The sequence below is a fragment of the Kitasatospora sp. NBC_01539 genome (genome assembly GCF_045040525.1).
GTDB lineage: Bacteria > Actinomycetota > Actinomycetes > Streptomycetales > Streptomycetaceae > Kitasatospora.
On sequence record NZ_CP109390.1, the window covers coordinates 7659497 to 7685862 of the forward strand.

At 74.7% G+C, this 26366-nt stretch carries 20 protein-coding genes; 9 read left to right on the top strand and 11 right to left on the bottom strand.

All coding sequences use genetic code 11. The features are described from left to right. Positions 1-49 precede the first annotated feature (49 nt). The 3 genes from OG335_RS33190 to OG335_RS33200 all read right to left on the bottom strand — a co-directional run bounded on the left by OG335_RS33190 (position 50) and on the right by OG335_RS33200 (position 4481). Positions 50-949 (bottom strand): hypothetical protein, encoded by a 900-nt coding sequence (locus tag OG335_RS33190; protein ID WP_405014841.1) that lies wholly within the window; start codon positions 947-949, stop codon positions 50-52. Positions 950-1255: 306 nt separating this feature from the next. After that, positions 1256-2959 carry a beta-1,3-glucanase family protein gene (locus OG335_RS33195; RefSeq protein WP_405014842.1) on the bottom strand — a complete coding sequence of 568 codons (1704 nt, stop codon included), beginning with the start codon at positions 2957-2959 and terminating at the stop codon, positions 1256-1258. Positions 2960-3221: 262 nt separating this feature from the next. Further along, positions 3222-4481: a family 16 glycosylhydrolase gene (locus tag OG335_RS33200; protein ID WP_405014843.1), complete on the bottom strand. Its 1260-nt coding sequence runs from the start codon at positions 4479-4481 to the stop codon at positions 3222-3224. A gap of 619 nt (positions 4482-5100) precedes the next feature. Here OG335_RS33200 and OG335_RS33205 point away from each other — a divergent pair. Further along, positions 5101-5472 (top strand): hypothetical protein, encoded by a 372-nt coding sequence (locus OG335_RS33205; RefSeq protein WP_405014844.1) that lies wholly within the window; start codon positions 5101-5103, stop codon positions 5470-5472. 114 nt (positions 5473-5586) lie between these two features. On the opposite strand, the gene OG335_RS33210 is transcribed toward OG335_RS33205, so the two are convergent. From OG335_RS33210 to OG335_RS33225, 4 genes are all read right to left on the bottom strand, one after another. Then, positions 5587-6918 (bottom strand): RNA polymerase sigma factor, encoded by a 1332-nt coding sequence (locus tag OG335_RS33210; protein WP_405014845.1) that lies wholly within the window; start codon positions 6916-6918, stop codon positions 5587-5589. Next, on the bottom strand, positions 6891-7310 hold the full coding sequence (locus tag OG335_RS33215; RefSeq protein WP_405014846.1) for a YciI family protein: 420 nt from the start codon (positions 7308-7310) through the stop codon (positions 6891-6893). The genes OG335_RS33210 and OG335_RS33215 overlap by 28 nt, the downstream gene beginning before the upstream one ends. A gap of 173 nt (positions 7311-7483) precedes the next feature. Beyond that, entirely contained in the window at positions 7484-8611 is a 1128-nt protein-coding gene (locus OG335_RS33220; protein WP_405014847.1) for a hypothetical protein, read from the bottom strand. A gap of 495 nt (positions 8612-9106) precedes the next feature. Continuing rightward, positions 9107-9484, bottom strand: coding sequence for a winged helix-turn-helix transcriptional regulator (locus OG335_RS33225; RefSeq protein ID WP_405014848.1), 378 nt, complete (start codon positions 9482-9484; stop codon positions 9107-9109). 107 nt (positions 9485-9591) lie between these two features. Between OG335_RS33225 and OG335_RS33230 the strand changes: the two genes are divergently transcribed. After that, positions 9592-9957 (top strand): DoxX family protein, encoded by a 366-nt coding sequence (locus tag OG335_RS33230; RefSeq protein ID WP_405014849.1) that lies wholly within the window; start codon positions 9592-9594, stop codon positions 9955-9957. Between the two features lie 240 nt (positions 9958-10197). After that, positions 10198-11418, top strand: a complete 1221-nt coding sequence (locus OG335_RS33235; protein ID WP_405014850.1) for a Ku protein — start codon at positions 10198-10200, stop codon at positions 11416-11418. Positions 11419-11453: 35 nt separating this feature from the next. Here OG335_RS33235 and OG335_RS33240 read toward each other — a convergent pair whose 3' ends face one another. Together OG335_RS33240 and OG335_RS33245 are read right to left on the bottom strand one after the other, a co-directional pair. Beyond that, a complete protein-coding gene (locus OG335_RS33240) occupies positions 11454-12251 on the bottom strand; it encodes an aminoglycoside adenylyltransferase domain-containing protein (RefSeq protein ID WP_405014851.1) in 798 nt (265 codons plus the stop codon). Positions 12252-12292: 41 nt separating this feature from the next. After that, positions 12293-15172 carry a hypothetical protein gene (locus OG335_RS33245; RefSeq protein ID WP_405014852.1) on the bottom strand — a complete coding sequence of 960 codons (2880 nt, stop codon included), beginning with the start codon at positions 15170-15172 and terminating at the stop codon, positions 12293-12295. Between the two features lie 574 nt (positions 15173-15746). Between OG335_RS33245 and OG335_RS33250 the strand changes: the two genes are divergently transcribed. From OG335_RS33250 to OG335_RS33270, 5 genes are all read left to right on the top strand, one after another. Next, entirely contained in the window at positions 15747-17912 is a 2166-nt protein-coding gene (locus OG335_RS33250; RefSeq protein WP_405014853.1) for a SpoIIE family protein phosphatase, read from the top strand. A gap of 186 nt (positions 17913-18098) precedes the next feature. Then, positions 18099-19535 carry a hypothetical protein gene (locus tag OG335_RS33255; protein ID WP_405014854.1) on the top strand — a complete coding sequence of 479 codons (1437 nt, stop codon included), beginning with the start codon at positions 18099-18101 and terminating at the stop codon, positions 19533-19535. 119 nt (positions 19536-19654) lie between these two features. Continuing rightward, positions 19655-20929 carry an AAA family ATPase gene (locus OG335_RS33260; RefSeq protein WP_405015611.1) on the top strand — a complete coding sequence of 425 codons (1275 nt, stop codon included), beginning with the start codon at positions 19655-19657 and terminating at the stop codon, positions 20927-20929. Positions 20930-20961: 32 nt separating this feature from the next. Beyond that, positions 20962-22248, top strand: coding sequence for a DUF2201 family putative metallopeptidase (locus OG335_RS33265; RefSeq protein WP_405015612.1), 1287 nt, complete (start codon positions 20962-20964; stop codon positions 22246-22248). Between the two features lie 128 nt (positions 22249-22376). Next, positions 22377-22841 carry a GNAT family N-acetyltransferase gene (locus tag OG335_RS33270; protein ID WP_405014855.1) on the top strand — a complete coding sequence of 155 codons (465 nt, stop codon included), beginning with the start codon at positions 22377-22379 and terminating at the stop codon, positions 22839-22841. A gap of 79 nt (positions 22842-22920) precedes the next feature. Here OG335_RS33270 and OG335_RS33275 read toward each other — a convergent pair whose 3' ends face one another. Together OG335_RS33275 and OG335_RS33280 are read right to left on the bottom strand one after the other, a co-directional pair. Then, positions 22921-24441, bottom strand: a complete 1521-nt coding sequence (locus tag OG335_RS33275) for a sodium:solute symporter family protein (protein WP_405014856.1) — start codon at positions 24439-24441, stop codon at positions 22921-22923. 456 nt (positions 24442-24897) lie between these two features. Then, positions 24898-25503, bottom strand: a complete 606-nt coding sequence (locus OG335_RS33280) for a disulfide bond formation protein DsbA (protein ID WP_405014857.1) — start codon at positions 25501-25503, stop codon at positions 24898-24900. A 308-nt stretch (positions 25504-25811) separates the two neighbouring features. Here OG335_RS33280 and OG335_RS33285 point away from each other — a divergent pair, with 308 nt between their 5' ends. Further along, a complete protein-coding gene (locus OG335_RS33285; RefSeq protein ID WP_405014858.1) occupies positions 25812-26180 on the top strand; it encodes a hypothetical protein in 369 nt (122 codons plus the stop codon). The last annotated feature ends 186 nt before the right edge of the window (positions 26181-26366 follow it).

Below are 26366 nucleotides of genomic sequence, written 5' to 3' on the forward strand. Positions count from 1 at the left end.
GCGCCTGAGCGCCGTCCTGCCTGCCCGCGGACCCGACCGGTCTACCGGCCTACCGGCCGACGGGCCTGCCGTCCGGCCCGGCGACCTCCTGCCGCGCGGCCTCCACCTGCACCCGGGCCGCCTCCGACCGGCGCTGCGCCGTGTCGCGGTCGCGGCGCACCCGGGCCTCGGCCGTGCGGGCGGCCGCCAGCCCGGCCTCGGCCGTACGAAGGGCCTCGGCGGCGAGGTCGACGGCCTGCTGCGCCGCCCCGACGTCCCGGACGCGTTCCGCCTGCTGCCGGGTGAGCCCGGCGACCTCCGCTTCGGCGGTGTCCAGCCGCTCCTCCGCGGCCTCCAGCGCCGCCCCGGCCTCGGCCCCGCCGGCCCGTGGGCGCTCCCGCTCCTGCTCCTGCGGCGGGTGCTTCTTCCGTTCCCGTTCCCCGGGGGCCGCCGCGGCACCGCGCACCGCGTCCCCGGACGGCTCGGGCAGGGCGGGCAGGCCGGTGGGCATCTCGTCGAGTGCGGTGACCAGGCGGCCCGCCGTGAGCTGCCGGGCGGCCTCCGGGCCGACGGTGGCGGCGCGGAGGGTCTGCTCCACCTCCCGCTGCTGTGCGTCGCCGAGGTGGACGCCGCGGGCGGCGGTGTCCTGGGCGGCCAAGCCGGCCAGTGTGCCGACGGCCCGGTGGCGTCGGGCGGAGAGTTCGCGCAGCCCGGGGCCGTCGCGGCCCTCCTGGGCGGTCCGCAGGTCGTGGCCGAGGTCGACGAGGGCGGCGACCTCCGCCGGGTGGGTGCGGGCGAGGAGGTTGAGGGCGTGCGCGGCCGCCGTCGGCCTGCGCAGATGCCGGATGCGGTCGGCGAGGTCCCGCTCGCCGGACGCGCGTGCGCGGGCGGCCGCCCGGTCGCGTGCGGTGGTGAATTCGCCGGCCGGCAGGCCGTACAGCTCGTCCGCGACCTCGTCGAGATCCGTCACGACCTGCACCTCCTTCCCGCTCGCCGCCGGGTCGGGCGTCCCGTTCGATCGTCCGCCATCGCCGTGCCGGGTGCCAGCCCCGGCGGCCGCGACCGGTGGGGCGGCCGGCCTGGGCCGGCCCGGCCCGGCCTGTCGGCGGCGGGGACGACCACGCCGTGGGAGACGACTCCCGCGGCTCTGCGCGGTGCGTTCGCGGGGCCGGGCGGGACGCCGGGGCGACGGCCGACTTCCCCCGGGGGAGCGGTCCGCCCGCCGTCCCGCCGAGCGGGGCTCGGGGGACGGCGGGCGGCTGCCGCTGCGCGGGTCCTAGGCGAAGGTGAACCAGTTCAGGTTGACGAAGTCGCCCGGCTGTCCGCTGGTGAAGGTCAGGTAGACGTCCTGGGTGCCGGTGACCTTGGCGATGTCCGCGGGGACGGTGCGCCAGGTCTGCCAGCCGCCCGTGGACGCGAGCGCGAAGCTGCCGACCGGTGTCGCCGTGCGGCTTCCGATGCGGACCTCCACCAGACCGCTGATCCCGGCCGCGGCACCGGAGGCGACGCGGGCGCTGAAGCGCGTCGCGCCGGCGCTGCCGAAGTTGACCGCGCTGTACTTCAGCCAGTCGCCGTTGGCCAGCCATCCGACGTCCTGGCCGCCGCCGGTGTCGGAGCAGGACTCGACGGCGCTCCCCGACTGGGCGCCGAACGACTCGGCCTGGATGGTGCCGAAGGCACTGACGCCGCCCGGCGGCGTGGCCGTCGCCGTCGGGGTGGGGGTCGGGGTGGGGGTGCTGCCTCCGCCTCCGGAGGAACCGCCGACGGTGATCGTGAAGCGGCCGGGGGTGCCGGACTGCACCTTGCCCTCGAAGTCGACGGCGGCCGGGTGGACGTCGTCGTACGGGAAGGCGTAGCCGAGGCCGTCGGGGGTGGTGCCGTGCAGGATGCGGGCGTAGTGGTTGGTGCGGGCCGCGGTGTAGAAGGCGGCGGGGTTCTCGGCGGTGGGCTGGTTCGGGTTGTCGAGCAGGGTGGTGCGGTTGAGTGCGGCGGCGAGCCGGGCGCTGAGGTTGCCCATCTCGTCGTTGCCGGTGGTGAACGGCGCGTCGCTGCAGGAGAAGATCGAGAGGGTGGACGGCTTGGTGAAGCTGCCCACGCCGGGGAAGTCCAGCCGGTCGCCGGAGACCCGGCCGACGACGGTGCCCCAGGTGTACTGGGTGTCGATCCGCAGGTCGGTGGTGCGGTAGCGGTCCCAGACCTTGTTGACGTAGTCGTCGAAGTAGCCGGCGAACAGCGAGGTGTTGCCGCGGATGGCGAGGTTGGGGCTGAGCACCCGCAGGTCGGAGCCACCGCTGTTGACGATCAGCCGGCTCCAGTCGCTGCCGTCCGCCGCCGACTGGGCGCGCAGGGCCGCGGCGACCCGGCTCAGGCCGTCGGCGGGCAGGCCGCGGACGGTCTGGGTGCCCTGGGCGGTGTCCAGCCGGAAGGAGATCGGCAGGCACACCATGTCGACGAACGTGATGTTGGCGTACAGCTGGTCGTTGTTGTAGGTGAACTCGCAGAAGTCGTGGCGCACAGCGATGTTGGGGTCGGCCGGGTTGCTGACCGACGGGAGGGCCAGGCCGCCGCCGCGGTTGAGCAGGAAGGTGAGCTTCGAGCCGACCGAGAAGTAGATGCGGCCGCTGTCGAGGTGCGGCAGGGTGACCGAACGGGCGCCGGCGCCGGAGGCGTTGAGCGGAATGGCGCAGTCGACGCCCAGCGGGGTCTGGTCGTTCGCGGGGGACGGCGGGTGGTAGAGCGAGGTGCCGTCGGCCTGGATGAAGGCCCAGTTGCCGCCCGCGGCAGGGTCGCGGCCCAGCACGTAGGCGTAGACGGTGTTGTTGCCGGTGGTGTTGAGCAGGTCCAGCGGGAGGGTCGCCGCGGTGGAGGCGTCGGCGCTGGACTGCAGCCACCAGGCCGCCGCGGGGACGGCGAGGGCCATGCCCGCGGTGGCGGTGAGGAGTTTGCGTCGGCTGATGGGGCGCTGGTGACGTGCCGTCATGAGGGAGCGACCTTTTCGGGGTGTGGTCCGTGCCACGGGGCGCGCGTCACGGGTTTCGGCCGTGGGCGCGGGAGTCGGGCGCGAACGTGCGGGGGGTGGGGGTGTGGTGCGCGGGGGGCGCGGGGGGCGCGATGCGCGGGTGTGGTGCGAGGGAGTGTGGTGCGAAGGCTGTGGTGCGCGGGTGTGGTGCGCGGGTGTGGTGCGAGGGAGTGTGGTGCGAAGGCTGTGGTGCGCGGGGCTGTGGTGCGTGGGCCGGACCGGGTCAGCCGATGGTCCACTTCTGGTTGGCGCCGCCGGAGCAGGTCCAGGTCTGCAGCCGGGTGCCGTCGGCCGAGGAGTTCCCGGTGGCGTCCAGGCACTTGTTCGCGCCGACGTTCGTCAGATCGTGGGCGGCGGTGTACGTCCACTGCTGGGCCTTGGTGCCGTTGCAGGTGTAGAGCTGCACCTGGGCGCCGTCGGCGGTCGAACCGCCCGCCACGTCGAGGCACTTGCCCAGGGCGCGCACCGAGCCGTCGCTGCCGACCGTCCACTGCTGGGCCGGGCCGCCGGTGCAGTTGTGCAGTTGGATCGGGGTGCGGTCAGCGGTGGAGGCGCCCGCCACGTCCACGCACATTCCGCCGATTCCCTTGATCGCGCCGGAGCCGGAGGAACTGTTCCAGGCCGAGGCGCGCACGTAGTCGACCGTCATGGCCTGCGGGAAGGAGGTGGAGGCGTCCGGGTTGCCGGGCCAGTCACCGCCGACCGCCAGGTTGAGGATGACGTAGAAGGGGTGGTCGAAGACCCACTTGTTGGCACCGGCGTCCGCCGGGGTGCGGGTCTCGTACGTGGTGCCGTCCACCGACCAGGTGATCGCGTTCGGGCTCCAGTCGACGGCGAAGACGTGGAAGGCGTCGGCGAACGGCGCACCGCCGGGCAGGGAGTATCCGGCGCCGGGTCCGGCGGCGCCGGAGTACCCGGGGCCGTGGATCGTGCCGTGGACGGTGCCCGGCTCCTTGCCGATGTTCTCCATGATGTCGATCTCACCGCTGGTGGGCCAGCCGACCGTGCCGATGTCGGAGCCGAGCATCCAGAACGCCGGCCAGATGCCCTGGCCGCGCGGGATCTTGATCCGGGCCTCGAAGTGGCCGTAGGCCTGGGTGAAGGTCTGGGCGGTGTTCAGGCGCGCCGAGGTGTACTGGCACGAGCCGTACCAACAACTCAGGCCCGTGTCGGTGTTCTTGCGGGCGGTGACGACCAGGTTGCCCTGGCCGTCGAGCGCGGCGTTGTTCGTGCTGTTGGTGTAGTACTCCAGCTCGTGGTTGCCGAAGCCGGATCCACCGGTCTCCAGGGTCCACTTCGCGCGGTCCGGGCCTTGCCCGGCCGCGCCGTTGAACTCGTCCGACCACGTCTGGGCGCCGACGGCGGCGCTGGCCCGCGAGGTGCCGGATCCACCTGCCGACACCAGGACCGCGGCGACCAGCGCCACCGAGAGAAGAAGGACGAATCCGCCGAGGGACCATCGGCGGGCACGATGAGCAGCCATGGGCACGCACCTTGTTGTGGAGGGACGGACGTTGCGCGGGACGCGTTCCGGTTCGGCTTCGAGAGCGCTCTCACGTCCAGCGAGGTCGTGATCCTACGGAAGGCGCGGCGGCCCGGGCAATGACGGTGCGAATCCGGAAACCCGCTCTGACCTGCGGTGATTCCGTGGCGCTCCACGAGCTAAGGTGCTCTTAAGGCTGAGCTAAGGGAAAAATGTCGAGTACATGGCCGAATTGGCCGCCGAACTGCCCTGTGGCCGGACCGGGCTGACGGGCCGTCGCCGGAGACGGTTCGCGCCGCCGTCCGTCCTGCGGCGCGGAGCGGGCATCCTGACGGCTCGTCACGAATGTACCGGTCGCCACCGCCCGGTCGCAGTGCGTGTCCGCAGGCCGTGTACCGACCGCTACTGCCGGGGCCCGAGGCAGTGGCCGGGGGAACGCCGGGCGGTGGCGGCGCGATGCGATGCGGCCCCCGGCCCCGGCCCCCGACCCCTGGCTGGCGGAAGCGGTCGTCGAGGGGTCCGTCGCCCGCGTTGCCTCCCGGGGCCTGTCGCGCGGTCGCCGGAGGGAGGCGACAGGGCAGGATGGGGGTAGGGCCTCGGCAAGGGATGGAGGGCGGCGGTGGTGGAGTTCTTCGCGCCGGGTGCGGTCTACCGGCACTTCGTCGACGGCCGTCCGTCGGAGCTGGGGGTGTTCGCGGTGGCGTGCGTCGGCCGCGCGCCCGAGGGTTTCGCCGTGCCGCAGGAGACGGGCGGTGTCGCGTTCGGCTGGCGGCGTGGTGTCGACGCGGAGGGGCGCGGGTGGCCGCTGGGCTCGTACGTCACCGCGGACTTCACCGGCTGGCGGGAGGTGCCCGACCAGGAGCTTCCGGGGCTCCTCGGCGACGTGCTGCCCGGCGCGGCGCGGCTCGACCTGCCGCGGCGGGTGTGGAAGCGCGCCGAGCCGGGCGGCCGCGGCCGGTGGCGGCGCAGGCCCCCGCATCCCGGCGGCTGACCCGCATGCCGGGCGCGCGGCCCGCGACCGGCAGCCCGTACTCCCGGCGAGCGGACGATCGGGCGACGTCCGGACGGGCCGTCCGCGTCCCGGGCTGCGGGAGGCGGACGGCCGTCAGGCCAGCGCTTCGGCCTTGCGGAGCAGGACGGACCGCTCGCGGAGGTTGCGGCACAGCCGGGCGGCGAGTTCCAGCTCGGCCCGCGCCTCGGTGGTCCGGCCGAGCCGTACGAGCAGTTCGCCGCGCACGGTCGGGAGGAGGTGCGATCCCGACAGCCGGCCGGACGCGGCCAGGTCGTCCACCAGGGACAGCGCCTGCTGCGGTCCGCTCGCCATGGCGACGGCGACGGCCCGGTTGAGCTCGACGACGGGCGACGGGGCGATGCGGCCGAGCGCCTCGTAGAGGAGCACGACACGCGCCCAGTCGGTCTCCGCCACCGAGGGGGCCGACGCGTGGCAGGCGGCGATCGCCGCCTGCAGGCCGTACGGCCCCAGGCCGCGGCCGCCGGTGGCGGCGCGGCCGAGCGCGGCCAGCCCGCGGCGGATCGCCGACCTGTCCCACAGCCGCCGGTCCTGGTCCTCCAGGAGCACCGCCTCGCCGTCGGGCCCGGTGCGGGCGGGGAAGCGCGCGGCCGTCAGCTCGCACAGCGCGAGCAGCCCGTACACCTCCGGTTCGTCGGGCAGCAGCGCGGCGAGCGTCCGGGCCAGCCGGATCGCCTCGTACGCGAGGTCGGTGCGCAGCAGGCGGTCGCCGGCGGTGGCCGTCGAACCCTCGGTGAAGATCACGTACAGGACGCTGAGGACACCGCCGAGCCGCTCGCGGCGCTCGTCGGCCGGCGGCAGCGCGAACGGCACCGCCGCTGCGGCGATCGTCTTCTTCGCCCGGGTGATCCGGGCCTGGACGGTCGGGACGGGCACGAGGAACGCCCGGGCGATCTCCTCGGTGGACAGGCCGCCGACCGCGCGCAGCGTGAGCGCCGTGCGGGCCTCGGGGGAGAGCACCGGGTGGCAGGCCACGAACATCAGCGCGAGGACGTCGTCGTCGACCCGGTCGGGGTCCCACGGCAGGTCGTCCGACCGGTGCTGCGGGGTCACCGCACCCGAGCTCGCCTCGCCCTCGGCCAGCACGCCGGCGAGCAGGGCGTACCGCTCGTCGAGTGCCGACCGGCGGCGGAAGCTGTCGATGGCGCGCCGCCGCGCGGTGGCGAGCAGCCAGCCCACCGGGTTCGCCGGTGCGCCGTCGCGCGACCACGTCACGAGGGCTTCCGCCACCGCCTCCTGGGCGACGTCCTCGGCGAGTTCGAGGCTGCCGGTGTAGCGGGCCAGTGCGCCCACGATCCGTGCGGACTCGATCCGCCAGACGGCTTCGACGGCCCGCCGCGCCGATTCGCTGCTCGGCGGGCCGTCGACGGTCCCGGGCGTCAGATCTGGCCGGTGCGCTCGCGCCACGCCCGCTCCTTGACGATCCACTCGTTGTCCTGCGGGAACTCGTCGATGCTCGGCACGCGGCGGATCTCGCACTTCGTACCGGGGAGGGCCGGAAGCCGCTTGGCCCACTCGACCGCCTCCTCCTTCGACGCCACGTCGAGGAGGTAGAAGCCGCCGAACAGCTCCTTCGTCTCGCCGTAGGGGCCGTCGGTGACCACCGGGGTCTCCCCGTCGTAGCCGACCACGACGCCCTGCGACGGGTCGTCCAGGCCCTCGGCGGCGACGAGCACGCCCGCCCGGATCAGCTCGTCGTTGAAGCGGCCCATGGTTTCGAGCATCTCCTCGAACGGCGTCTCCATCATCTTCGCCATCGACTCGTCGGTGCCGCGCATGATCAGCATGTACTTCGCCATTGTTGCTCTCCTCGGTGCCGGGGCCGTGTCTCGACCCTCTCTATCCCAGGTCGAACGGGGACGCCGCGGATCGACACGGCGGGCTGACACGGACCGGATATTTTTTTCGGACCCTTCGTTCGGAACCTCATGGTGAACGGTCGGCCGGTGGCCGGTGGCCGGTTCGGCCGGTCTCAGCCCTGGGAGCGTCGGCCGGTCACGGCGGTCCCGCCGCCCGGGGTCACGGTGCCGTTCAGCACGACGGCCCCGTCCGCCAGCCCGTCCACGGCGATCCGCCCGTCACCGCAGTGCGCGTTGAGCCACTGCGCCAGCTGCGCGGACGAGAACGGTCCGGGGAAGCCCGCGACCGTCCACTCGGCCGGGCCGGCGAACGCCGCCTGCTCGACCTTGCGCAGCCAGCGGGCGAGGTGGCGCCGCAACTGCGCCGGAACGTCCTCGTGGACGGCGGGTTCGAGCAGCGGGACGGCCCAGTCGGCGATCCCGGCGGCCGGCCCCCGGGCGGACAGGGCGGGACGCCCGGGGCGGGCGAAGTGCAGCACCCCGAGGCCGTCCGCCGACTCCTGCGCGCTCGCGAGGGTGCCGCGCGGCAGCGGCGAGGCACCCGCCCACATGCCGACGCGCGGCAGCGGCCCGCCGGACCAGCGGACGCCGATTTCGCCCAGCCAGTCGGCGAGTTCCTGCACGGTCGTCACACCGCGCTCCGCCGGCGGGGCCGGCCGGTCGGACGGGTCCGCGGGCCAGGTGGCCCCGTCGGTGGGTATGTGCAGCCGCAGCCGGTTCGAGGCGTTGCCGGGCCGCTGCCGGGATTCGAGGGTGTCCAGGCACAGCAGGAGCGTGTCCCGGCGGTGCAGGAAGGTCCCGGCCAGCGGTGTCGTGCCGGCGCTCGCGGGCCAGTCGACCCTGGGCGCGGGGTCGGGCAGCACAGGCGACAACTGGCGCATCCAGGCGGCCAGTTCGCCAGGAGTGTGCAGCGCTGCCGCGATCCGCACCCGTCCGCCGACCGGGCCGGCCGGCTCCGCGTGCAGGATGCGCACCCCCTGACCGGACGGGCCCCTGTCCTCCCACGTCAGCGGGGCGATGTGCACGGTCGGCGCGTCGAGCGTCGCCCCGCCGTGGGTGTCGGCGTACAGGCCGTCGAAGCCCTCGGCGGTGAACAGCTCGGCCAGTTGCGCGGGGGTGAGGCCGGAGGCGACGACGCGCCCGTAGACCTGGTCGGGCCACCGCAGATCGCCCCACACCCGGTAGCCGTCCGGCTGCGGGCCGACCACCAGCTCCGCCACCCGTTCCAGCCAGTCGGCCATCGGCCCGTCACCACACCGCCACACCAGCGGATCGCGCACCGCTCTGCCCTCCCGAATCCGGCGCCGAGTGTACGGCTCCGCCGCCCTGCGCGGGGCCGCCCGCCGGCGGGCGGGGCGCCGTCGGCGCCGCCGGTCGCCGGCCGCGCCGCAACCGGGCCGGAGGCGGATCCCGCCGGGCGGCGCCGACCCGTGGCCGCGGCGGGCAGCCGCGCCGCGGTCGTGGCCTGCGGAGGTGCGGCCGGGGACCCGCCGCCGGCCGGTGCGCGGCGGTCGGCGGCGCGCCCGCGCCGGACCCCTCCGCCGCGTGGCCGCGGTCGCTCCGCCGTCCGTCCGCGGGACCGGCGGCAGGGGCCTCGGGCGAGCCCCTCCGGTTCCCGCGCGCCCGTCCCCGTCCTGCTCGGTGGTGGTGGCGGCGGGGGTCGGGGTCGGGGCGAAGGCGGTGGCCCGTCCTCGGCTCACGCGGCCGCGCGGCCCGTCGGCCTGCGCGCGCCGGGATCAGCCGGCGCGGTCGCCGTACGCGGCGCGGCTGGCCTCGATCTCCGCGATGTGCTCGATCGCCCAGCCGGCGAGCGCGAGTGCGGGCGGGATGAGGCTCTGCCCGGTGGGGGTCAGCGCGTACTCGACGCGCGGCGGGACCTCCGCGTAGGCCGTCCGGGACACCAGCCCGTCGCGTTCCAGGTTGCGGAGCGTCAGCGTCAGCATCCGCTGCGAGATCCCGGGGATCTGCCGCTGGAGTTCGGTGAAGCGCAGGCGTCCCTGGTCGAGGGTGGCCACGATCAGCAGGGTCCACTTGTCGCAGATCCGGTCGAGCACGGCGCGGATCGTGCCTCCGCCGTCGCCCCGGATCATGCACGTGTGCTCGTACTGCGACATGACAGCTCCCTGTGCCTGGCGCACATGCGTGTGCCTTTTGTAAGCCCCCGGACAGTGACCCATGATGGGGCAACTTACGCCTGGTAACTATCGTGCAAGGGGTCACCGTGGACATCGCCTACTGGATCGTCGCCGCGCTGCTGGCGGCCTTCTACCTCTACGGCGGAGGCAAGAAGGCGGTGCAGAGCCAGGAGCAGCTCAGGCCCATGATGGGGTGGGTCGACCAGATCCCGATGCCGTTCGTCCGGGCCATCGGGGTGCTGGAGGTACTCGGCGCGGTCGGCCTGATCCTGCCGCCGCTCACCGGCATCGCGCCCGGGCTCGCCATAGCCGCGGCGATCGGGCTCGTCGTGATCCAGATCGGCGGCATCGTGGTCCACGTCTCCCGGGGCGAGACCCGGCAGATCGGACTCAACATCGCCCTGCTGGTGGCCGCCGCCGCGGCCGCCTGGCTCGGGACCACCTGGCTCTGACGGGACCACCTGGCTCTGACGGGTCCGCCGACGACCCGGCCCGCCGATGACCCGGTCCGCCGGGAGGCTCCCGGCGGACCGGGCGCGCCCCCGGTGGGCGTGCGGTCCGGCGCGGGTGCGGCCAAGCTGGCTGTGGGGCCTGTTCCCGCGATGCCGTCGGCCCGGCAGGGGACCGGACGCCCGGAAAACGCGCCGCGGCACCGCCGCCGGCGCGGTGGTGCGGCGTGGTGAGGAGATTCGATGGCCAGGCCCATATGGACCGGAGCTCTGACGTTCGGACTGGTCACCGTGCCGGTCGGGCTGTACACCGCCACGGAGAGCCACGCGGTGCACTTCCACCAGCTGGAGCGCGGCACCTTCGACCGGGTGCGCAACCGGCGGGTCAACGAACGCACGGGCGAGGAGGTCGCCTTCTCCGACATCGTGAAGGGCTACGACACCGGCGACGGCGAGTACGTCGTCATCGAGCCCGAGGAGTTGGAGCAGATCTCGCCCGGCCGCTCGCGCACCATCGACGTGTCCGGGTTCGTCGAGCTCTCCCGGATCGACCCGATCTTCTTCGACAAGACGTACTACCTCGGCCCGCAGGGCAAGGAGTACGCCAAGATCTACCAGCTCCTCGCGAAGGCCCTGGAACGCTCGGACCGGGCGGGGCTGGCGATGTTCTCCATGCGCGGCAAGGAGTACCTGACCGCGGTCCGCGCCCAGAACGGCCTGCTGGAGCTCCACACCATGCACTTCGCCGACGAGGTCCGCGACCCCCGTGAGGAGATCGGCGACCTGCCCGGCGGGAAGGAGACCATCAGCGGCCAGGAGCTGCAGACCGCCGAGCAGCTCATCGGCATGCTCGCCGTCGACTGGGACCCCGACGACTACCACGACACCTTCGAGGAACAGGTCCACCAGCTCATCGACGACAAGCAGGCGGGCCGCGAGATCGCCACCTCCGCCGGACCAGCCCCCGAGGGCACCAACATCGTCGATCTGATGGACGCCCTGCGGCGCAGCCTGGACAGTGTCCAGGGCATCGCCGAGCTGCCGGCGGCCGACAAGGCCGACAAGGCGAACAGGACAGCCGCATCGGCCGCACCGGGGACGGCAGGGCGAGCGACGGGCGAGCGGAGCCGCCGCACGCCCAAGGCGGCGGCGGGCAAGAAGTCCACCTCGACCTCCAAGTCCTCGACCTCCGGGACCGGCACCCCCAGGACCGGCACCTCCGGGACCGGCACCCCCAGGACCGGCACCTCCGGGACCGGCACCTCCGGGACGGCCGCGCCGTCGAAGAAGCGCACCACCACCGGGCACGCGGCCAAGGAGGACCTCTCGGCCCTCACCAAGGCGGAGCTCTACCGGCGCGCCACCGACCTCGGCATCGCCCACCGTTCCACCATGAGCCGCGACGAACTCCAGGCCGCCGTCCGGAAGGCCACCGGCCACCGCCGGCTGCGCACCGCCTCCTGACCGCCGGCCCGGCGCCGGTCGGTACGGGCACCGGCTCAGCGGCGGAGCGACCCGGTGGCGTCGACGCGTTCGCGGACCCAGTCCAGGAAGGCCCGCACGTCGGCGCGGGGCAGCGTGACCGCGGCGCCGCGAGGGCGCTCGAAACCGGCCAGGGCGGCTTCGACGACGGGCCTGAACCCGGCCTCGGACGCGGAGACGTCGCGTGCCGCGGCCCGTTTGGCCGTCCAGCGACCGGTGCGGCAGAACACCACCGAACGGCAGCCGTTGAGCACGCGGTTGTCCGCCAGATGGCCTTCACCGTCGGAGTGTTCGCGGACGGACGCACGCAGCGCGGCGAGGAGGTCGGCATCGGCGGGGGCGGCGATCACCTGCTCCGCCGGTGCGCCGAACAGCGGGCGCCCGGCCTGGCGGGCGATGGAGCGGTCGAGGACGTACCAGAACGCCGGGGACCGGGCGGGGTCGAAGCTCGCCCGGTTCGGCAGCAGCGGGCCGGTGTTGAGGTCCAGCAGGTAGCCGGCGCCGCCGGAGGGACGGCCGACGGCGTCCCGGTCGTGCACCACCAGCTCCAGCCCGGTCGCCGGGCAGGGCAGTGCGGGGTGGGCGAGCGCCCCGGCCAGCCCGGTCAGGGCGGGTCCGGGCAGGGTCGGCGCCACGACCACCATCACGTCGATGTCGCTGCGCCCCTGCCGGTAGTCGCCGAGGGCGATCGAGCCGACCGTGAGCACGCTCACCAGGTGCGGCCCGCACACGGCGCGGGTGCGCCGGACGAGCTCGTCCAGGTAGGCGCGGACGTCGGCGGGCAGGGGCGCAGGGCCTTCCGGGCTGCGGTGCATGCGGCCAGTCTCCACCGGGACGCCCGCACCGTGCCCGGCGGTCAGGGCGTGCAGCCCGTGAGCGGGCGGGTGTCACCGGCGGGACGGCCGCAGACGCGTTCCACCAGCGGTGCGCCTCCGGCGACCGGGCGCACCCGGATGAGGTGGATGCCGTGCCCCGGCTGCGGGCCGTCGACGAGCGGGCGGGTGTCGCGGAAGTCGACGGTGCCGACGGCGCGGTTCTTCATCTCGACGGCCCGCAGACCCGCCATCACCGACCCGACCCCGCCGTGCTGGGAGGCGCCGGCCATGGCGGCGCCCGCCTGCAGGGCGGCCGTCGCGTCGTAGGCGAGGGCGAGCGCCCCGTCGGAGAACACGTCGTCCTCGTACGGGTTGTCGCGGCGGGGTGCGAGCTGCAGGTAGGTGGCGGCCACGGCGGCGAGGTCGGAGGTGCGTGCGGTGACCGTGGGGTCGGTGAGGGCCGTGTAGTAGAGGGTGGCCTGCGGGGCCATGGTGGTGCCGCCGGGGCCGAACTGGGCCTTCGTCAGGTCGTCGCCGGTCAGGACGGTGAGCGGGCGGCCGCACCCGGCGTCGGCGGCCAGGCGCTTCATCAGCTGGTCGACGTCGTCGGCGCGGCCGGCGAGGTAGACGACGGCGGGCTGGTGGTCGGAGTGGCAGCTGGTCCGGAGGGCCTCCTCGAAGTCGGGGTCGCCGTTGCTGGTCAGCCCGTACTCCAGGGGGCTGCCGGCGACGAGCCGGAACCCGGCGGCGGCGAGCATCTCCGAGCCGTACCGGGCCTGCTCCGGGCTGTACCGGTCGTCCCGGCCGGCACGGCGGGTCAGCACCGCCGCGTACCGCTCGGCGGGCGGCAGGGCGAGCCCGTCCACGACGAGGCGCAGGGCGGCGGCCTCCTCCTGGTCGGTGGCGGCGAGCCCGAAGTAGTTGACGTGCCTCCTGGTCAGGTAGCTGGCCGAGTTGGTGGTGCTGACGACCGCGAGGCCGGCGTGCTGGAGGATGTCGAGGGTGGTGTCGCTGTCGGCGGTGTCCCGGCCGAGGCCGACCACGCCGACGACGGACGGGTCGCGCCGGGCCACGGCCACGATGCGTTCGACCATGTCGGTCTGGAAGTACATGTCCTGCCCGCCGTTGGCGACCAGGATCTTGATCTTCACGGGTTCGCCCGCGTTGTTGCGCCGCTGGGCGAGGTGCACCCCGGTGAGTTCCTTGAGGCTGTTGAGGGCGCGCGACGGCTGTCCGGCCGTGGTGGTGAGCGAGCCGGCGTAGACGACGGTCACGAAGCGGACGTCGGGAAGGGTGTCGACGCGGGCGTTCTCCCGGCGGATCGAGTCCTCCAGCGTGCGCAGGCCGACGGTGGCACCGGTGCGGTCGGCGTCCCCGCCGGGGAGCTGCCCGCTGAGCCGCACGCCGTCGTCGTCGCCCGCGAGCGACACCCCTCCGGTGGCGACACCGATGCACTCCCGGGTGCCGCCCGGATCGGTGCGCCACACGGCGTCCGTGTTGGAGCCCGCCAGCCGGGCCTCGCAGTACCGGTCGGACAGCTGGCCGACGCGCAGCACGCCGCCGCACGAGGCCAGCACCAGGACCGCGAGGACGGTCCAGCGCGACCAGAGGACCCAGCCGGAGCGACGGACGGCCACCGGGGCCAGCCGGGTGGTCTCGCCGGCGCCCAGCTGGAGGCGGGTGAGCCGCACCGGCAGCGTCCAGGCCAGGGCCCGGCCGCGGCTCGGCGCCTGGCGCACCCGGAGGTCGCTCACCCAGCTCTCGTACGGGCCGCGGCGGCGCCGGTCCACGGAGTGCACGGTGACCGGAGCCGTACCGGCACCCTCCAGCCAGGCGGCGACGTCGGCGTACGCCACACCGGCGAGCACGAGCAGCGGGTCCTGCTCGCTGCGGCGGCTGCGGACGTCGCTGATCGCGCCGAGCACCCGGAGCGCACCGTTGTCGTGCCCGGCCCGCGGCACGAACACGACCGGCGGCACGCGCCGCTTGCGTCCCCGCAGGTCGGGCGCCCACGACCGGTGCGCCCAGCGGAGGTCCTCCAGCAGCGCGAGGGTGCGCAGCTGGAGGTGGAACTGCTGCGCGCGGTCCTTCTCGTCCTCGGGGATCCCGGGCAGCTCGGCGCGGAGGATCGCCCCGGCGACCTCGCGGGCGCGGGCCTGGGTGACGTCCCAGGACATCCGGGGCCGCCACAGCGACCAGGCGGCCGCCTGCCGGCCCGACGCGGCGAGGAAGGTGGTGGTGGCGAACCACCGGCTGGCCTGGCCCAGCCAGGAGAGCGGCGCCGTGTTGCGCCGCACCCAGCCGGTGAGGCCGAGGAGCAGCAACAGGCCGACCACCACCAGGAGCACGACCTGCCAGTGCGCCTGGGTGAGCAGGCTGGTCACGCCGGCGAGGACGAACGCCCCGATGAGGGTGGTCGAGTTGAGCACCGGCGACAGCGCACGCTGGAACTCGCCGCCCGCGGGCCGCGGCTCGGGCCGCCAGTGCAGGTCGCGCAGGCGGGCGAGGACGGCGTCGGTCAGCTCGTCGTCCGTCCGGGAGCCCGGGCCGGCGTCGGCGGCGACCACGTGCCGGGCCGCCGCCTCGATGGCCGCGACCAGCCGCGACCGCGGGGAGGGGTACGTGCGGTACCAGGCCTGTCCGCGGCGGGCCCACGGCCCCCTGGCCAGCCCGTCGAGGATCGCCACGGCGTTGCGGTGCGGGTCGTCGCCGCCGCTGCCCGCCACGACGTGGTACGGCAGCCCGCCGCTCTCCTGCGCCTCGTGGACGGCGCGCACCACCTCCTCGACCTCACGGTCGAGGGCGGGGTCGTCGTCCTCGGAGTACACCACCACCACCGGCATCGGCAGCCGGGCCCTGCTGAACTGGTCGATCAGATCCCTGACCAGCGCGTCGACCTCGTACTTGGCGGTCGTGCGCACACCGCCCACCGGTGACCCGCCGAGAACCCCCTGTGCCATCGGCCCCCCATAGCCGCCCCCGCGGGCCGCCCGCAGGCGCCCCGCCCTGACCCGGAGTCAGACCGCGAGTCTAGACCTCCGGTCCGACACCGCACACGGCCGTACGAGAAGAGGGTGCCCGGCCGGAGCCGTCCTCACGCGGCCCCGGCGCACCGGTCCGCACGGGGTCCGCACGGGTCGGCGGCCTGGTGTGCGGAGGGTCCGGAGGTCCGGTGACGCGGCGGCCGTGTGCGCTGGAGGCCCGGTGCTAAGGCGGCCCGGTGTCACGCTGGCCCGGTGCCACGGTGGCGTCCGGGCCGCCGCCGGTGACGGAGCGTGCCCCCGGACGGGTGAACCGGCCGGCGGACCGGCCGGAGCCCGGGAGGGCCCCGCCGCCGGGCGCGACGACCGGGACCCGCCACCGGCCCCGGCCCTCCGGCGCGCCCGCCCGCAGCGCCGACAGCGGTGGCGGCAGCGGTGGCGGCACGGTGCGGCCCGGGGTTTGCTCGGGGAATCGGGTGGTTCGGTCCGACCCGCCGGAGGGAGTGGTTCCCCCGTGAGTGGCACGCACGACCTGGCAGGCATGTCGGGTCCGTCGATCGCCGGCCTGGCCAGGTCGCTGGAGGCGGCGCTGTTCGCGCTGTCGCCGGTCGGCCTGCACCTGCTCGACACCCGCCTGCGGCTGGTCCGGGCCAACACCGCCGGGCGCCTGATCCACGACTTCCCCGTCGACCGCATGCTCGGCCGGACCCTGGCCGAGGTGCTGGAAGCCTGCAACGTGACCGGGCCGGAAGCCGTCGAGCGTGCCGTGCGGACGGTGCTGGAGACCGGCCGCCCGCTGCCCGACCTGCACGTCCGGGCGCGCAGCCGCACCCACCCCCCGCTGCAGGTGACGCTCTCCGCCGCCTGCTTCCGCCTGCAGGACGCCGACGGCACGGTGGTCGGCCTGGCCGTCGCCCTCAGTGACATCACCGCCCGCGCCCGGGCGGAGGCCGGACTGCACCTGCTGAACCGCGCCGTCACCGGCGTCGGGACGACCCTGGACGTGTTCCGCACCGCCGAGGAGTTCTGCGAGGTCGCCGTGCCGGAACTCGCCGACACCGTCGCCGTGGACGTCCTCGACCCGGTGCTGCGCGGCGAGGCCTCCGCGCCCGACGCCGTGCTCGCCAGCGCACCGCTGCGCCGCGCCGGATTCCGCTCGGTCGCCGACCCCGACCGCCAGGGCGTACCGATCGTCGGCGAGATCGGCACCTACCCCTTCGGAACGCCCTACCGGAAGGCGCTCGCCGACCTGGCACCGGTGCTCCTCGACGACCTCGGCACGCAGGGCGACTGGCTCGACCCCGCGCGGCGGCGCGACGCCCGGCTGCTCGCCGTCGGCGTCCACTCGATGATGGTGGTGCCGATGCGCGCCCGCGGCGTCGTCCTCGGACTGGCCTGCTTCTACCGCTGGCGCAACCCCACGCCGTTCGACCGCACCGACCTCGCCCTCGCCGAACAGCTGACCGCCGCCGCCGCGCTCTGCCTGGACAACGCGCGCCTCTACAGCCGCGAACGCTCGGTCGCCCGGATCCTCCAGCACCAGCTGCACCACGCGCCCACCCTCGCCGACGCGGCCGTGGAGACCGCGCACGCCTACCTGCCCGCCGGTGCGGGCGGCGGCTGGTTCGACGTCGTCCCGCTGTCCGGCGCCCGCGTCGCCCTGGCCGTCGGCGACACCTCCGACCCGATCGTCAACGCCGCCGGTGCCATGGGCGAGCTGCGGGCCGCCGTCGCCGCCCTGTCCGACCTCGACCTGCCGCCCGACGAGCTCCTCGAACGCCTGCACGACCTCGCCGGCCGTCCCGTACCCGGCCCGGCCGACCGGGGCGCCGGGCCCCGCCAGAACTGGCCCGCCAGCTGCCTCTACACGATCTACGACCCGACCACCCGGGTCTGCACCATGGCGTCCGCCGGCCACCCGCCGCCCGTCCTCCTCCACCCGGACGGCGAGGTCGAAATCCTCGGCCTCACCCCCGGTCCGCTCCTGGGCCACGGGAACGCCCACTACACGGCGGTCGACCACACCCTGCCCGAGGGCAGCACCCTCCTCCTGTACAACACCGCGCTCCTCGGCGCCGCCCCCGGAGCGCACCCGCCGGACATCCCCCTCGACCGGCTCCGCGCCGTCACCACCGCACCCCACGCCACGCTGCAGGACACCTGCGACGCCGTCGTCGACGCCCTCGCCCCCGAACAGCCGCTCCAGGACGCCGTCCTGCTCCTCGCCCGCACCCGCGTCCTCGACGCCACCCACACCGTCGCCTGGACCCTCCCCAACACCCCGCAGGCCGCCGCCGAGGCCCGCCGCTACACCACCGCCCAACTCGCCGACTGGGGACTGGACGACCTCGCCGACGAGACCAGGCTGATCGTCAGCGAACTCGTCACCAACTCCGTCCGCTACGCCCGCGGCCCCATCGAGCTGCGCCTCATCCGCGACCGGGCGCTGATCAGCGAGATCACGGACGACAGCGGCACCGCCCCCCGGCTGCGCCGCGCCGACGACACCGACGAGGGCGGGCGCGGGCTGTTCATCACCGCCCACCTCACCGACCGCTGGGGGGTGCGCCCCCGGGGCCGGGGCAAGACCATCTGGGCCGAACAGGCGCTCCCGGGACCGCCCGAACCGGAGACCGAGGCCGGGCCCGAGCCGCCCGTGCCCGCCGCACCGCCGGCCTGAGAGCGCTCTCAGCCGTGTCGTGGGGCACCGAGACGCCGCGGCACCGCCTCACGGCACCGCGGCACCGCCGCACGGCAGCGCGGCCGAACTCCGTGGCGGCCCGGGAGCCGGAGCGCTATGCTCCCCGCCCATGACGACCGACTCCGCTCCCGGAATGGGGGTCCCGTCCGCGCAAGGTGAGTGCTGATGCCCACTCAGACCGCGAACGAGGAAACCCGACTCTCCTTCTGGCTGCACGTACGCGCATTCGCTGTGCCGCCCTCCATGATCGAGGCTGCCACCGCCCGCCGGCTGGCCGGCGACTGGGCGGCCGCGTGCACCGCCGCACACATCGATCCCGACGTCGACCTGCGCTCCCTGGCGCGCACCCGCGGCGCCGACCTCGCAGCCCGGATCCGGGCCGACCTCCGCCACCTGGCGCCCGACCTGCTGCGCTGGCACATGCCGAGGATCGCCCCCCGGGGCCTGCTGCGCCCGGGTCTGACGATCACCCTGGCCCGGTACGGCGTCGCGGACGGCGACGACGGACGTCCGGTGCACCTCGTGGCCCGGACACCACCGGCCTGGGCGGACGCCGGTCAGCGGATCAGCCTCGCGCTGTGGGACGGCTCCCACCGCGAAGGCTTCGCCCCCGGACACCCGCACCCGCACCCGCATCCCGACCCGCGGTTCCGCCTTGACCTGCACCCGCACCTGTGGGACGCACGCAGGGCCGCCGAACTGCGGACCCGCTCCGGAGCGGACCGGCCCCCCTCGGAGGACGACCCCGCCACGGCGCCCGCTCTGCCGGCGGTCCTGCCACAGGGGCACGGCTGCGCCGTCGATCGGTGGGCGGCCGAGGCGGCCGTCCTGCTCCGCGCCGAGGGCCGGCCCACGGGCAGCGGTGCCGCCCCCGGCCCTCGTACCGCCGCCGCCGTCGCCGTGCGGCTCGGGGCGCGACGGTGGCTGCACGTGGACGTCGACCCGGGCACGGACGCCACCCGCCCCGGCCCGCCCGTCCTGCGGAACGCCGTGGCGTCGACCGGCAGGCACGCGCTGCCCGTGCTGCCCGACGCGGCGACGTGGGTGCTGCCCGACCTCGAACTGCTCCGCTCCGGCGCCGTCGAGGCCGACCGGCTGCATCCGCTGGTCGCCTCGGCCCTCGTCCCGGGCCGTGCGCCGGCCGGACCGTCCGGGGTCCGGGACGAGGCGGGGCAGCCCCGCCTCGTCGACTGCCGGGGAGCCCGGCACCGGATCGGCCTGGTCGACGGGGTCCTCGCCGCGCTGGACCACGGCCCGGCCGAGATCCGCCGCGAGGAACTGCTCGCCGAGCTGACCGGCACACCGCTGCCCTGCCTGCAGGCGATCGACCGGGCGCACCGCAGCCCGGAGAGCCTCACCGACGTCCGGGAGCGCCTGCGCCACGGCGACATCACCGGTGCGCTGGCCGTCGTCGAGGGTCTGCTCGGAGCCGACGCACGACTGCGCAGCGGCGCCCTCCGGGACGAACTGGAGGCGGCCGCGCAGCGGCGCATCGCGTACGGGCTGTTCAGGGCCGGTCTGTCCGGGCCCGGCCAGGTCGCGCCCGACCGCCGCCGCCCGCGGGAGCGCCGCTCCCACCCGCGCCACGTGCGCTTCCACTGACTCCGGGGACATCCCTTCCCCTGCCGTTCTGCGGCCCACCACGACTCCTGAGGTGATCGACGATGCCCATGACCATGCCCGCTCCCGCCATGCCCGCTCCCGCCATGCCCGCTCCCGCCATGCCCGCGCACACCGTGTCCGCCCCGGCGGGCACCGGTTCCGACCCGGTCAGGGCCTCCCGGCTCGACGTCGCCGGCGACCTGCTGGCCCTGCTGCGCACCCACACCACCGAACCGCGCCCCGACGTCCAACTGGAGGCCCTGACCCTGGCCGTGGCCGCCGACCTGCCCGTCCTCCTGTGGGGGGAGCCGGGCATCGGCAAGACCGCGGCGCTCACCCAGCTCGCCGCGGCCCTTGAACTCCCGCTCACCACCGTGATCGCGAGCGTGCACGAGCCGTCCGACTTCTCCGGGCTGCCCATCCTGGGCGACGACCCCGCTGAGCAGGGGGTCCCGATGGCCCCGCCGGACTGGGCCGTGCGGCTGGTCCGGGCCGGCCGGGGGCTGCTCTTCCTCGACGAACTGTCCACCGCGCCGCCGGCCGTCCAGGCCGCCCTGCTCCGCGTCGTCCTGGAACGGCGGATCGGTGCCCTGCAACTGCCGCCCGGGGTAAGGATCGTGGCCGCTGCGAACCCGCGGTCCTCGGCGGCCGACGGGTGGGAGCTGAGCCCGCCGCTGGCCAACCGGTTCGTCCACCTGCAGTGGACCCACGACCACGACGTGGTGGTGCGCGGGCTCGGCGGGACGTGGCCCCGGGCCACGCTGCCGCAGCTCGACCCGGCCGGGCTCCCGGAGGCCGTGGAGCTCGCCCGCCGCGCCGTCTGCGGGCTCCTCGCCGCCCGCCCCGCGATCGTGCACCGGCTGCCCACCACGGAGACCCGCCGGGGCGGCGCCTGGCCGTCACCCCGCAGCTGGGAGATGGCCCTCTGCCTGATCGCCTTCGCGACGGCCGCCGGCGCGTCCCGCGAGGTTCTCTCCGTGCTCGTCCGGGGCGCGGTCGGCGACGGCCCGGGGCTCGAACTGCTGGCCGCCATGGACAGGATGGACCTCCCGGACCCCGAGTCGCTCCTCGCCGACCCGGCGGGCGCCGCCCTGCCCGAGCGGGGCGATCTGCGTCAGGCCGTGCTCGACGGTGTGGTGGCGGCGGTCCGCAACCGTCCGGAGAAGTCCCGCTGGGACGCGGCATGGGCCCTCCTCGTGCGGGCCCTGGAGACCGGGGCCCCCGACCTGGTGGTCGTCCCCGCGACCACCCTCGCCGCACTGCGCCGGGAGGACTGGGACGTGCCGGAGGCGATCGAGCGTTTCGCCGGGGCGGTGGCGCTCTCCCGGAGGGCCGACCGCACGGCGGACCTGGTGGCCGCCCGGACCGGGTCCGCGACGAAGGTCGGCCGATGAAGCCGATGAAGCCGATGAAGCCGGTCAAGCCGATGAAGCCGGTCAAGCCGGTCAAGCCGGTGGCGCGGGTGGCGCGGGGCGCCCGGGAGGCCACGGAAGCCCTGGACCTCGACAAGCTCTACACTGCCCGGCTGTACGCCGCCCGGGTGCGGCCGTACCTGGCGACGGCGCTGTTCGCGCTGCACACCGTGGAGTCGCGGACGGTGCCGACGATGGCCGTCGACCGGTACTGGCGGTGCTACGCCTCGCCGACGTTCGTCGCCCGGACACCGGTGGACGAACTCGCCGCGGTGTGGGTGCACGAGGTGTCGCACCTGCTCCGCGACCACCACGGGCGCAGCGACCGGGTCGCCCGGGAACTCGGACTCACCGGGCCGGGCGAACGGCTGCGCATGAACATCGCCGCCGACTGCGAGATCAACGACGACGCCTACGGGGACGGGCTCGTGAGCCCGGAGGGCGCCGTCCGGCCGGGCAGCCTGGGGCTGGGCGACGGGGAGCTCATGGAGGACTACCTCCGGCAGTTCCGGCTCGGGCCGTGGACGCAGGACCTGGCGTGGCTGGACTGCGGCAGCGGCGCAGACGGACACGAACGCGCATGGGACCTCGGACCGGACGGCGCGTACGGCCTCAGCGCCCAGGAACGGGACGCGGTGCGGTTCCGGGTCGCGCAGGGCGTCACCGCCCGGCCGGGGAACATCTCGCAGGGGTGGCAGCGGTGGGCCGAGGAGGCGTTCCACCCGCCGCAGCCGTGGCGGGAACTGCTCGGCGCGGCGGTCCGCTCGGCGGTCACCGGCCCCGGCGCGGGCGACGACTACACCTACGGCCGGCCCGCGCGGCGTTCGGCCGGACTGCCCGGCGTGGTGCTGCCGAGCCTACGGCGCAGACCGCCCCGGGTGAGCGTGGTCATCGACACGTCCGGGTCGGTCAGCGACGCCGAACTCGGCAGCGCACTCCTGGAGGTCGCCGCGATCTCACGGGCCGTCGGCGGACGGCGCGACCTGATCACCGTCCTGTCCTGCGACGCGGCCGCCCGGGTCGTGCACCCGCTCTGCCGCGCCGAGGGCATTCCCCTGGTGGGCGGTGGCGGCACGGACCTCCGGACCGGCTTCGCCGCAGCCCTCCGGGCGCAGCACCGACCGGACGTCGTGGTCGTGCTGACCGACGGCCAGACGGACTGGCCGGACACGCGTCCCCCCTGCCGGACGGTGGTCGGCCTGTTCGACCGGCCCGGATCGAGCGGCGGCCCGGACGAGGACGACCCCGACTACGCGCCGGACGCACCACCCGACTGGGCGCGCGTGGTCGCCATCGGTTGAGGCCGCGCGGCGGGCGGGCGGGCGGCGGTGGACCGCCGCCGCCCCGACCTGCCGAAGCCCGGGGTCCGTCCCGGGCGGACGACCCTCCAGAATGGACCGACACGCCGACCGAACCCGGGAGACCGATCATGACCGCCGAACCCCGTTGGACCGTCCGCCCGGCCGAGGGGGGCGACTTCACCGCCTGGCGTGAACTCTTCCGCCAGTACGGTGAGTTCTACCGGGTGGAGATCACGGACGAGCGGTTCGCGATGGTCTGGTCGTGGATCGGCGATCCGTCGCACGAGGTGAACTGCCTGATCGTCGCGGGCGCCGACGGCACGCCTGTCGGTCTGGCCCACTACCGGCCGTTCGCCCGGCCGCTGAGCGGCGGGGTGGGCTGCTACCTCGACGACCTGTTCGTGGATCCCGCCGCGCGCGGCGGCGGCGCGGTGGACGCCCTCTTCGCCCGGCTGCGCGCGATCGCGGCGGAGCGGGGCTGGAACACCGTCCGATGGATCACGGCCGACGACAACTACCGGGCCCGCGCCAAGTACGACCAGGTCGCCACCCGCACGCCGTTCCTCACCTACGACATGGCGCCGGAGGCCTGACCCGTCGTCGGGCCCGTCGTCCGGCCCGCTGTCGGCGGGCACCGGCTGCCCCGTGAACAGCCGGTGCCCGCCGACGGGTTCACTCGGCGACCGGTACCGCCGTGCGTCGTGGCGGTGCCGGGGCGTCGTCGTCGTTGACGGCGGCGAGGACGGCGAGCCGCTCGGGGGTGTCCTCCGGGCGGAGGAAGCCGATCAGGGTGAACAGCACGAGCGAGGTCAGCACCGGAGTCGCGGTCGACACGGACGTCGGCAGGCCCGAGATGCCGTAGTTGGTGAGCCAGAAGGCGAACAGGCCCACCGACCAGGAGGTCAGGGCGGCGGTCGGGCCCGAGCGGCGGAAGAACGGCAGGGTGCCGAGCAGCAGCGGGATCGAGATGGGGCCGATCAGCCCGGCGACCCACTTGATCACCACGGTGATGATGTCGTGGAACGTCGGCGAGTTGACCTGCGTCGCGACCGCCATCGACAGGCCGATGAACGCGACGGTGGCGATCCGGGCCGCGAGCAGCCCGGCGCGCACGTTCCAGGCACGGGCGGTGCGGGAGAACACCGGGATGACGTCGCGTGTGAAGACGGCGGCGATGGCGTTGGCGTCCGAGGAGCACATCGCCATGGTGTGCGAGAAGAACCCCGCCACCACCAGCCCGAGCAGGCCGTGCGGGATGAGCGTCTCGGCGAGCAGCGCGTACGCGTCGGAGGCGTCCGGGCGCTGCGCGTGCACCAGCAGCGGTGCCACCCACATCGGGAAGAACAGCACGGCGGGCCAGACGAGCCAGAGCGCCGCCGAGAGGCGGGCTGCCCGTTTGGCCTCGGCGGCACCGGGCGCGGCCATGTAGCGCTGCGCCTGGTTCCACATGCCGCCGTTGTACTCCAGCGACTTGATGAGCAGGAAGGCGAGCAGGAACCCGGTGGTGTACGGGCCGGCGACGGGGTGGGCGTGGCCGGCGGGCAGCTTGTCCCAGACCGTCCAGAAGCCGGAGATGCCGCCGATCTTGGCGAGAACGGCGATCAGCATGACCAGCCCGGCGACCAACTGGATGACGAACTGGCCGAGTTCGGTGAGGGCGTCGGCCCAGAGCCCGCCGACCGTGCAGTACAGCGCGGTGACGGCGCCGGTGAGGAGGATGCCCTGCAGGATCGAGAGACCGGTGAACGTGGCCAGCAGGGTGGAGATGGCGGCCCACTTGGCGCCGACGTCGACGACCTTGAGCAGGCCGCCGGACCACGCGATCGCCTGCTGGGTGGGCACGTTGAAGCGTGCGGCGAGGAACTCCAGCGGCGAGGCGACGCGCAGCTTGGAGCGCACCCGGTTGAGCCGTGGCGCGAACAGCGTCGCTCCGGCGCCGACGCCCAGGGCGATGGGGAAGGCCCATGTCCAGTAGGAGGTGGCGCCGTAGAGGTAGGAGATGCCGGCGTAGCCGGTGAAGATGATCGCGCTGTAGCCGGACATGTGGTGCGAGATGCCGGCGAGCCACCAGGGCATCCTGCCGCCGGCGGTGAAGTAGTCCTCGACGGTGCCCACTCGGGCATGGGACCAGACGCCGATGGCCACCATCACGAGGAAGTACCCGCCCAGAACCAGCCAGTCCAGGGTGTGCATGTCGTTCGGCCTCCCGGCTCTCCGACGGCCTGTGGCCGCGCCGCTGCCGTCCTGCAGTGATTCACATGTGTGGACGGCGTTGACCTATGTGAATTGCCGGAAACATAGCCACTCCCCGACCCGGTGTCCACACTCCTGACAGGATCAGGTCGAGCAGGTGGACATCTCCAGTACGGACGCGTGTCCCGTCGCCCGAGCGCTGCCCGGCCCCAAGACGGTTCGCGCGCATGGAAGTTCACGTATGTGGGATGCGGCCGACATCCTGCGCTCCCGGTGTCGGGGCGGCCGCGGCCGGGCGGATTCCGGCGGGCGGCGGCGGGCGGCGGTGGCAGTTGCCGGCGCACGACAGCGGGCCCGACCGTGGTGGTCGGGCCCGCTGGGTCGGTATCGGTATCGGAATCGGCGGTATCTGCGGTATCTGCGGTATCGGTGGTGGCGGTTGCGCGGGGCCGGGGCTCAGGTGAAGTCGAGCGAGCCCGTCCGGGTGCGCTTGAGCTCGAAGAACGCGGGGTGGCCCGCCAGGAGCCGTACGCCGTCGAAGACCCGGACCGCCTCGTCGCCGCGCGGTACGGCGGTCAGTACGGGGCCGAAGAAGGCGGTGCCGTCGACGTGGATGGTGGGTGTGCCGACATCCTCGCCGACGGGGTCCATGCCCTCGTGGTGGCTCTTGCGCAGGGCGTCGTCGAACTCGGTGCTGTCGGCCGCGGCGGCGAGGTCCTCGGGCAGGCCGACCTCCGCCAGCGCCTCCCGGACGACCTGCTCGTCGGCGGCGCGGTTCCCCGGGTGGAGGCGGGTGCCGAGGGCGGTGTAGAGGTCGCGGAGCACGTGGTCGCCGTGGAGCTGGGCCGCGGCGATGCACACCCGTACGGGGCCCCAGCCCGTGTCGAGGAGCCGCCGGTAGCGCTCGGGGAGGTCCTCCCGGCCCTCGTTGAGCACGGACAGGCTCATGACGCGGAAGTTCAGGTCGAGCTCGCGGTGCCGTTCGACCTCCAGGATCCAGCGGGAGGTGATCCAGGCGAACGGGCAGATCGGATCGAAGTAGAAGTCGACTGTGGTCTTCACCCGGCCGAGGCTAGGGCTCCGAGTGGACCGGTCGACAGGTCCATTTCCACGCCGTGTTCCTGGGCCACTTCCGCCGCGTCCGGTGCGGTGCAACGCCTCCGCCGGAGCGTCGTCCTGCCGAACCCGACCGGCAGACCCCGATCCGCCCCGGGCCGGATCGGGGCGCCTCGGGCCCGACCGGGCGGCTGCGGGATCCTGACTGCCCATCGGGCGAGGGCTGCTGACGGAACATCAGTGCGAACCGCGGGTCGTGCGGCACTCGGCCTGTCGCGTCCCCGGAACGCGGGCGGCGGCGCTACGGTGACCGGATGATCACGCCCGTCTCCCAGCACGCCGACCTCCTCGCACAGGGGCTCCGCGAGGCAGCGGCCGCCCGGATCGCCGCACTCCGTACCGTCCTGTGCGCGCCGCCGCCGCCCCGCGAGGCCGATCGCCACCGCTGGGAGCTGCTCCTCGACGAGGAGCAGCGGAGCGCCCTGGCGGAGACCTCCGACCTGGTCCGGCTCCGCGACGAGGCGGGGCGTGCCTGGGTGGAGGACCGGTGGGGCGATCTCGTGCACCTCGCGCACCGGCACCGCCGACAGCTCCCGCTCGGCCACACGCTCATGGAATCGGTCCGCCGGATCGAGGACGCCACCGGTGACCGGCGCTCCGACAGGTTCGAGCCGGCCTCCTGAGGGTCCGTCCCGAGCGTCCGTCCCGAGTGTCCGTCCTGAGGGGCCGACCCACGTGACGGGGTGACCGGAGCACACGAGTGGACGGGTCGGCCGAGGCCCGGTGCGGGTGGAGCGGTGCAGGTGGCGCGGCCTTCGGGCCTGCCGGTCCGGCGACAGCGCCACGACCCGGCCGGTATACAGTCCGAA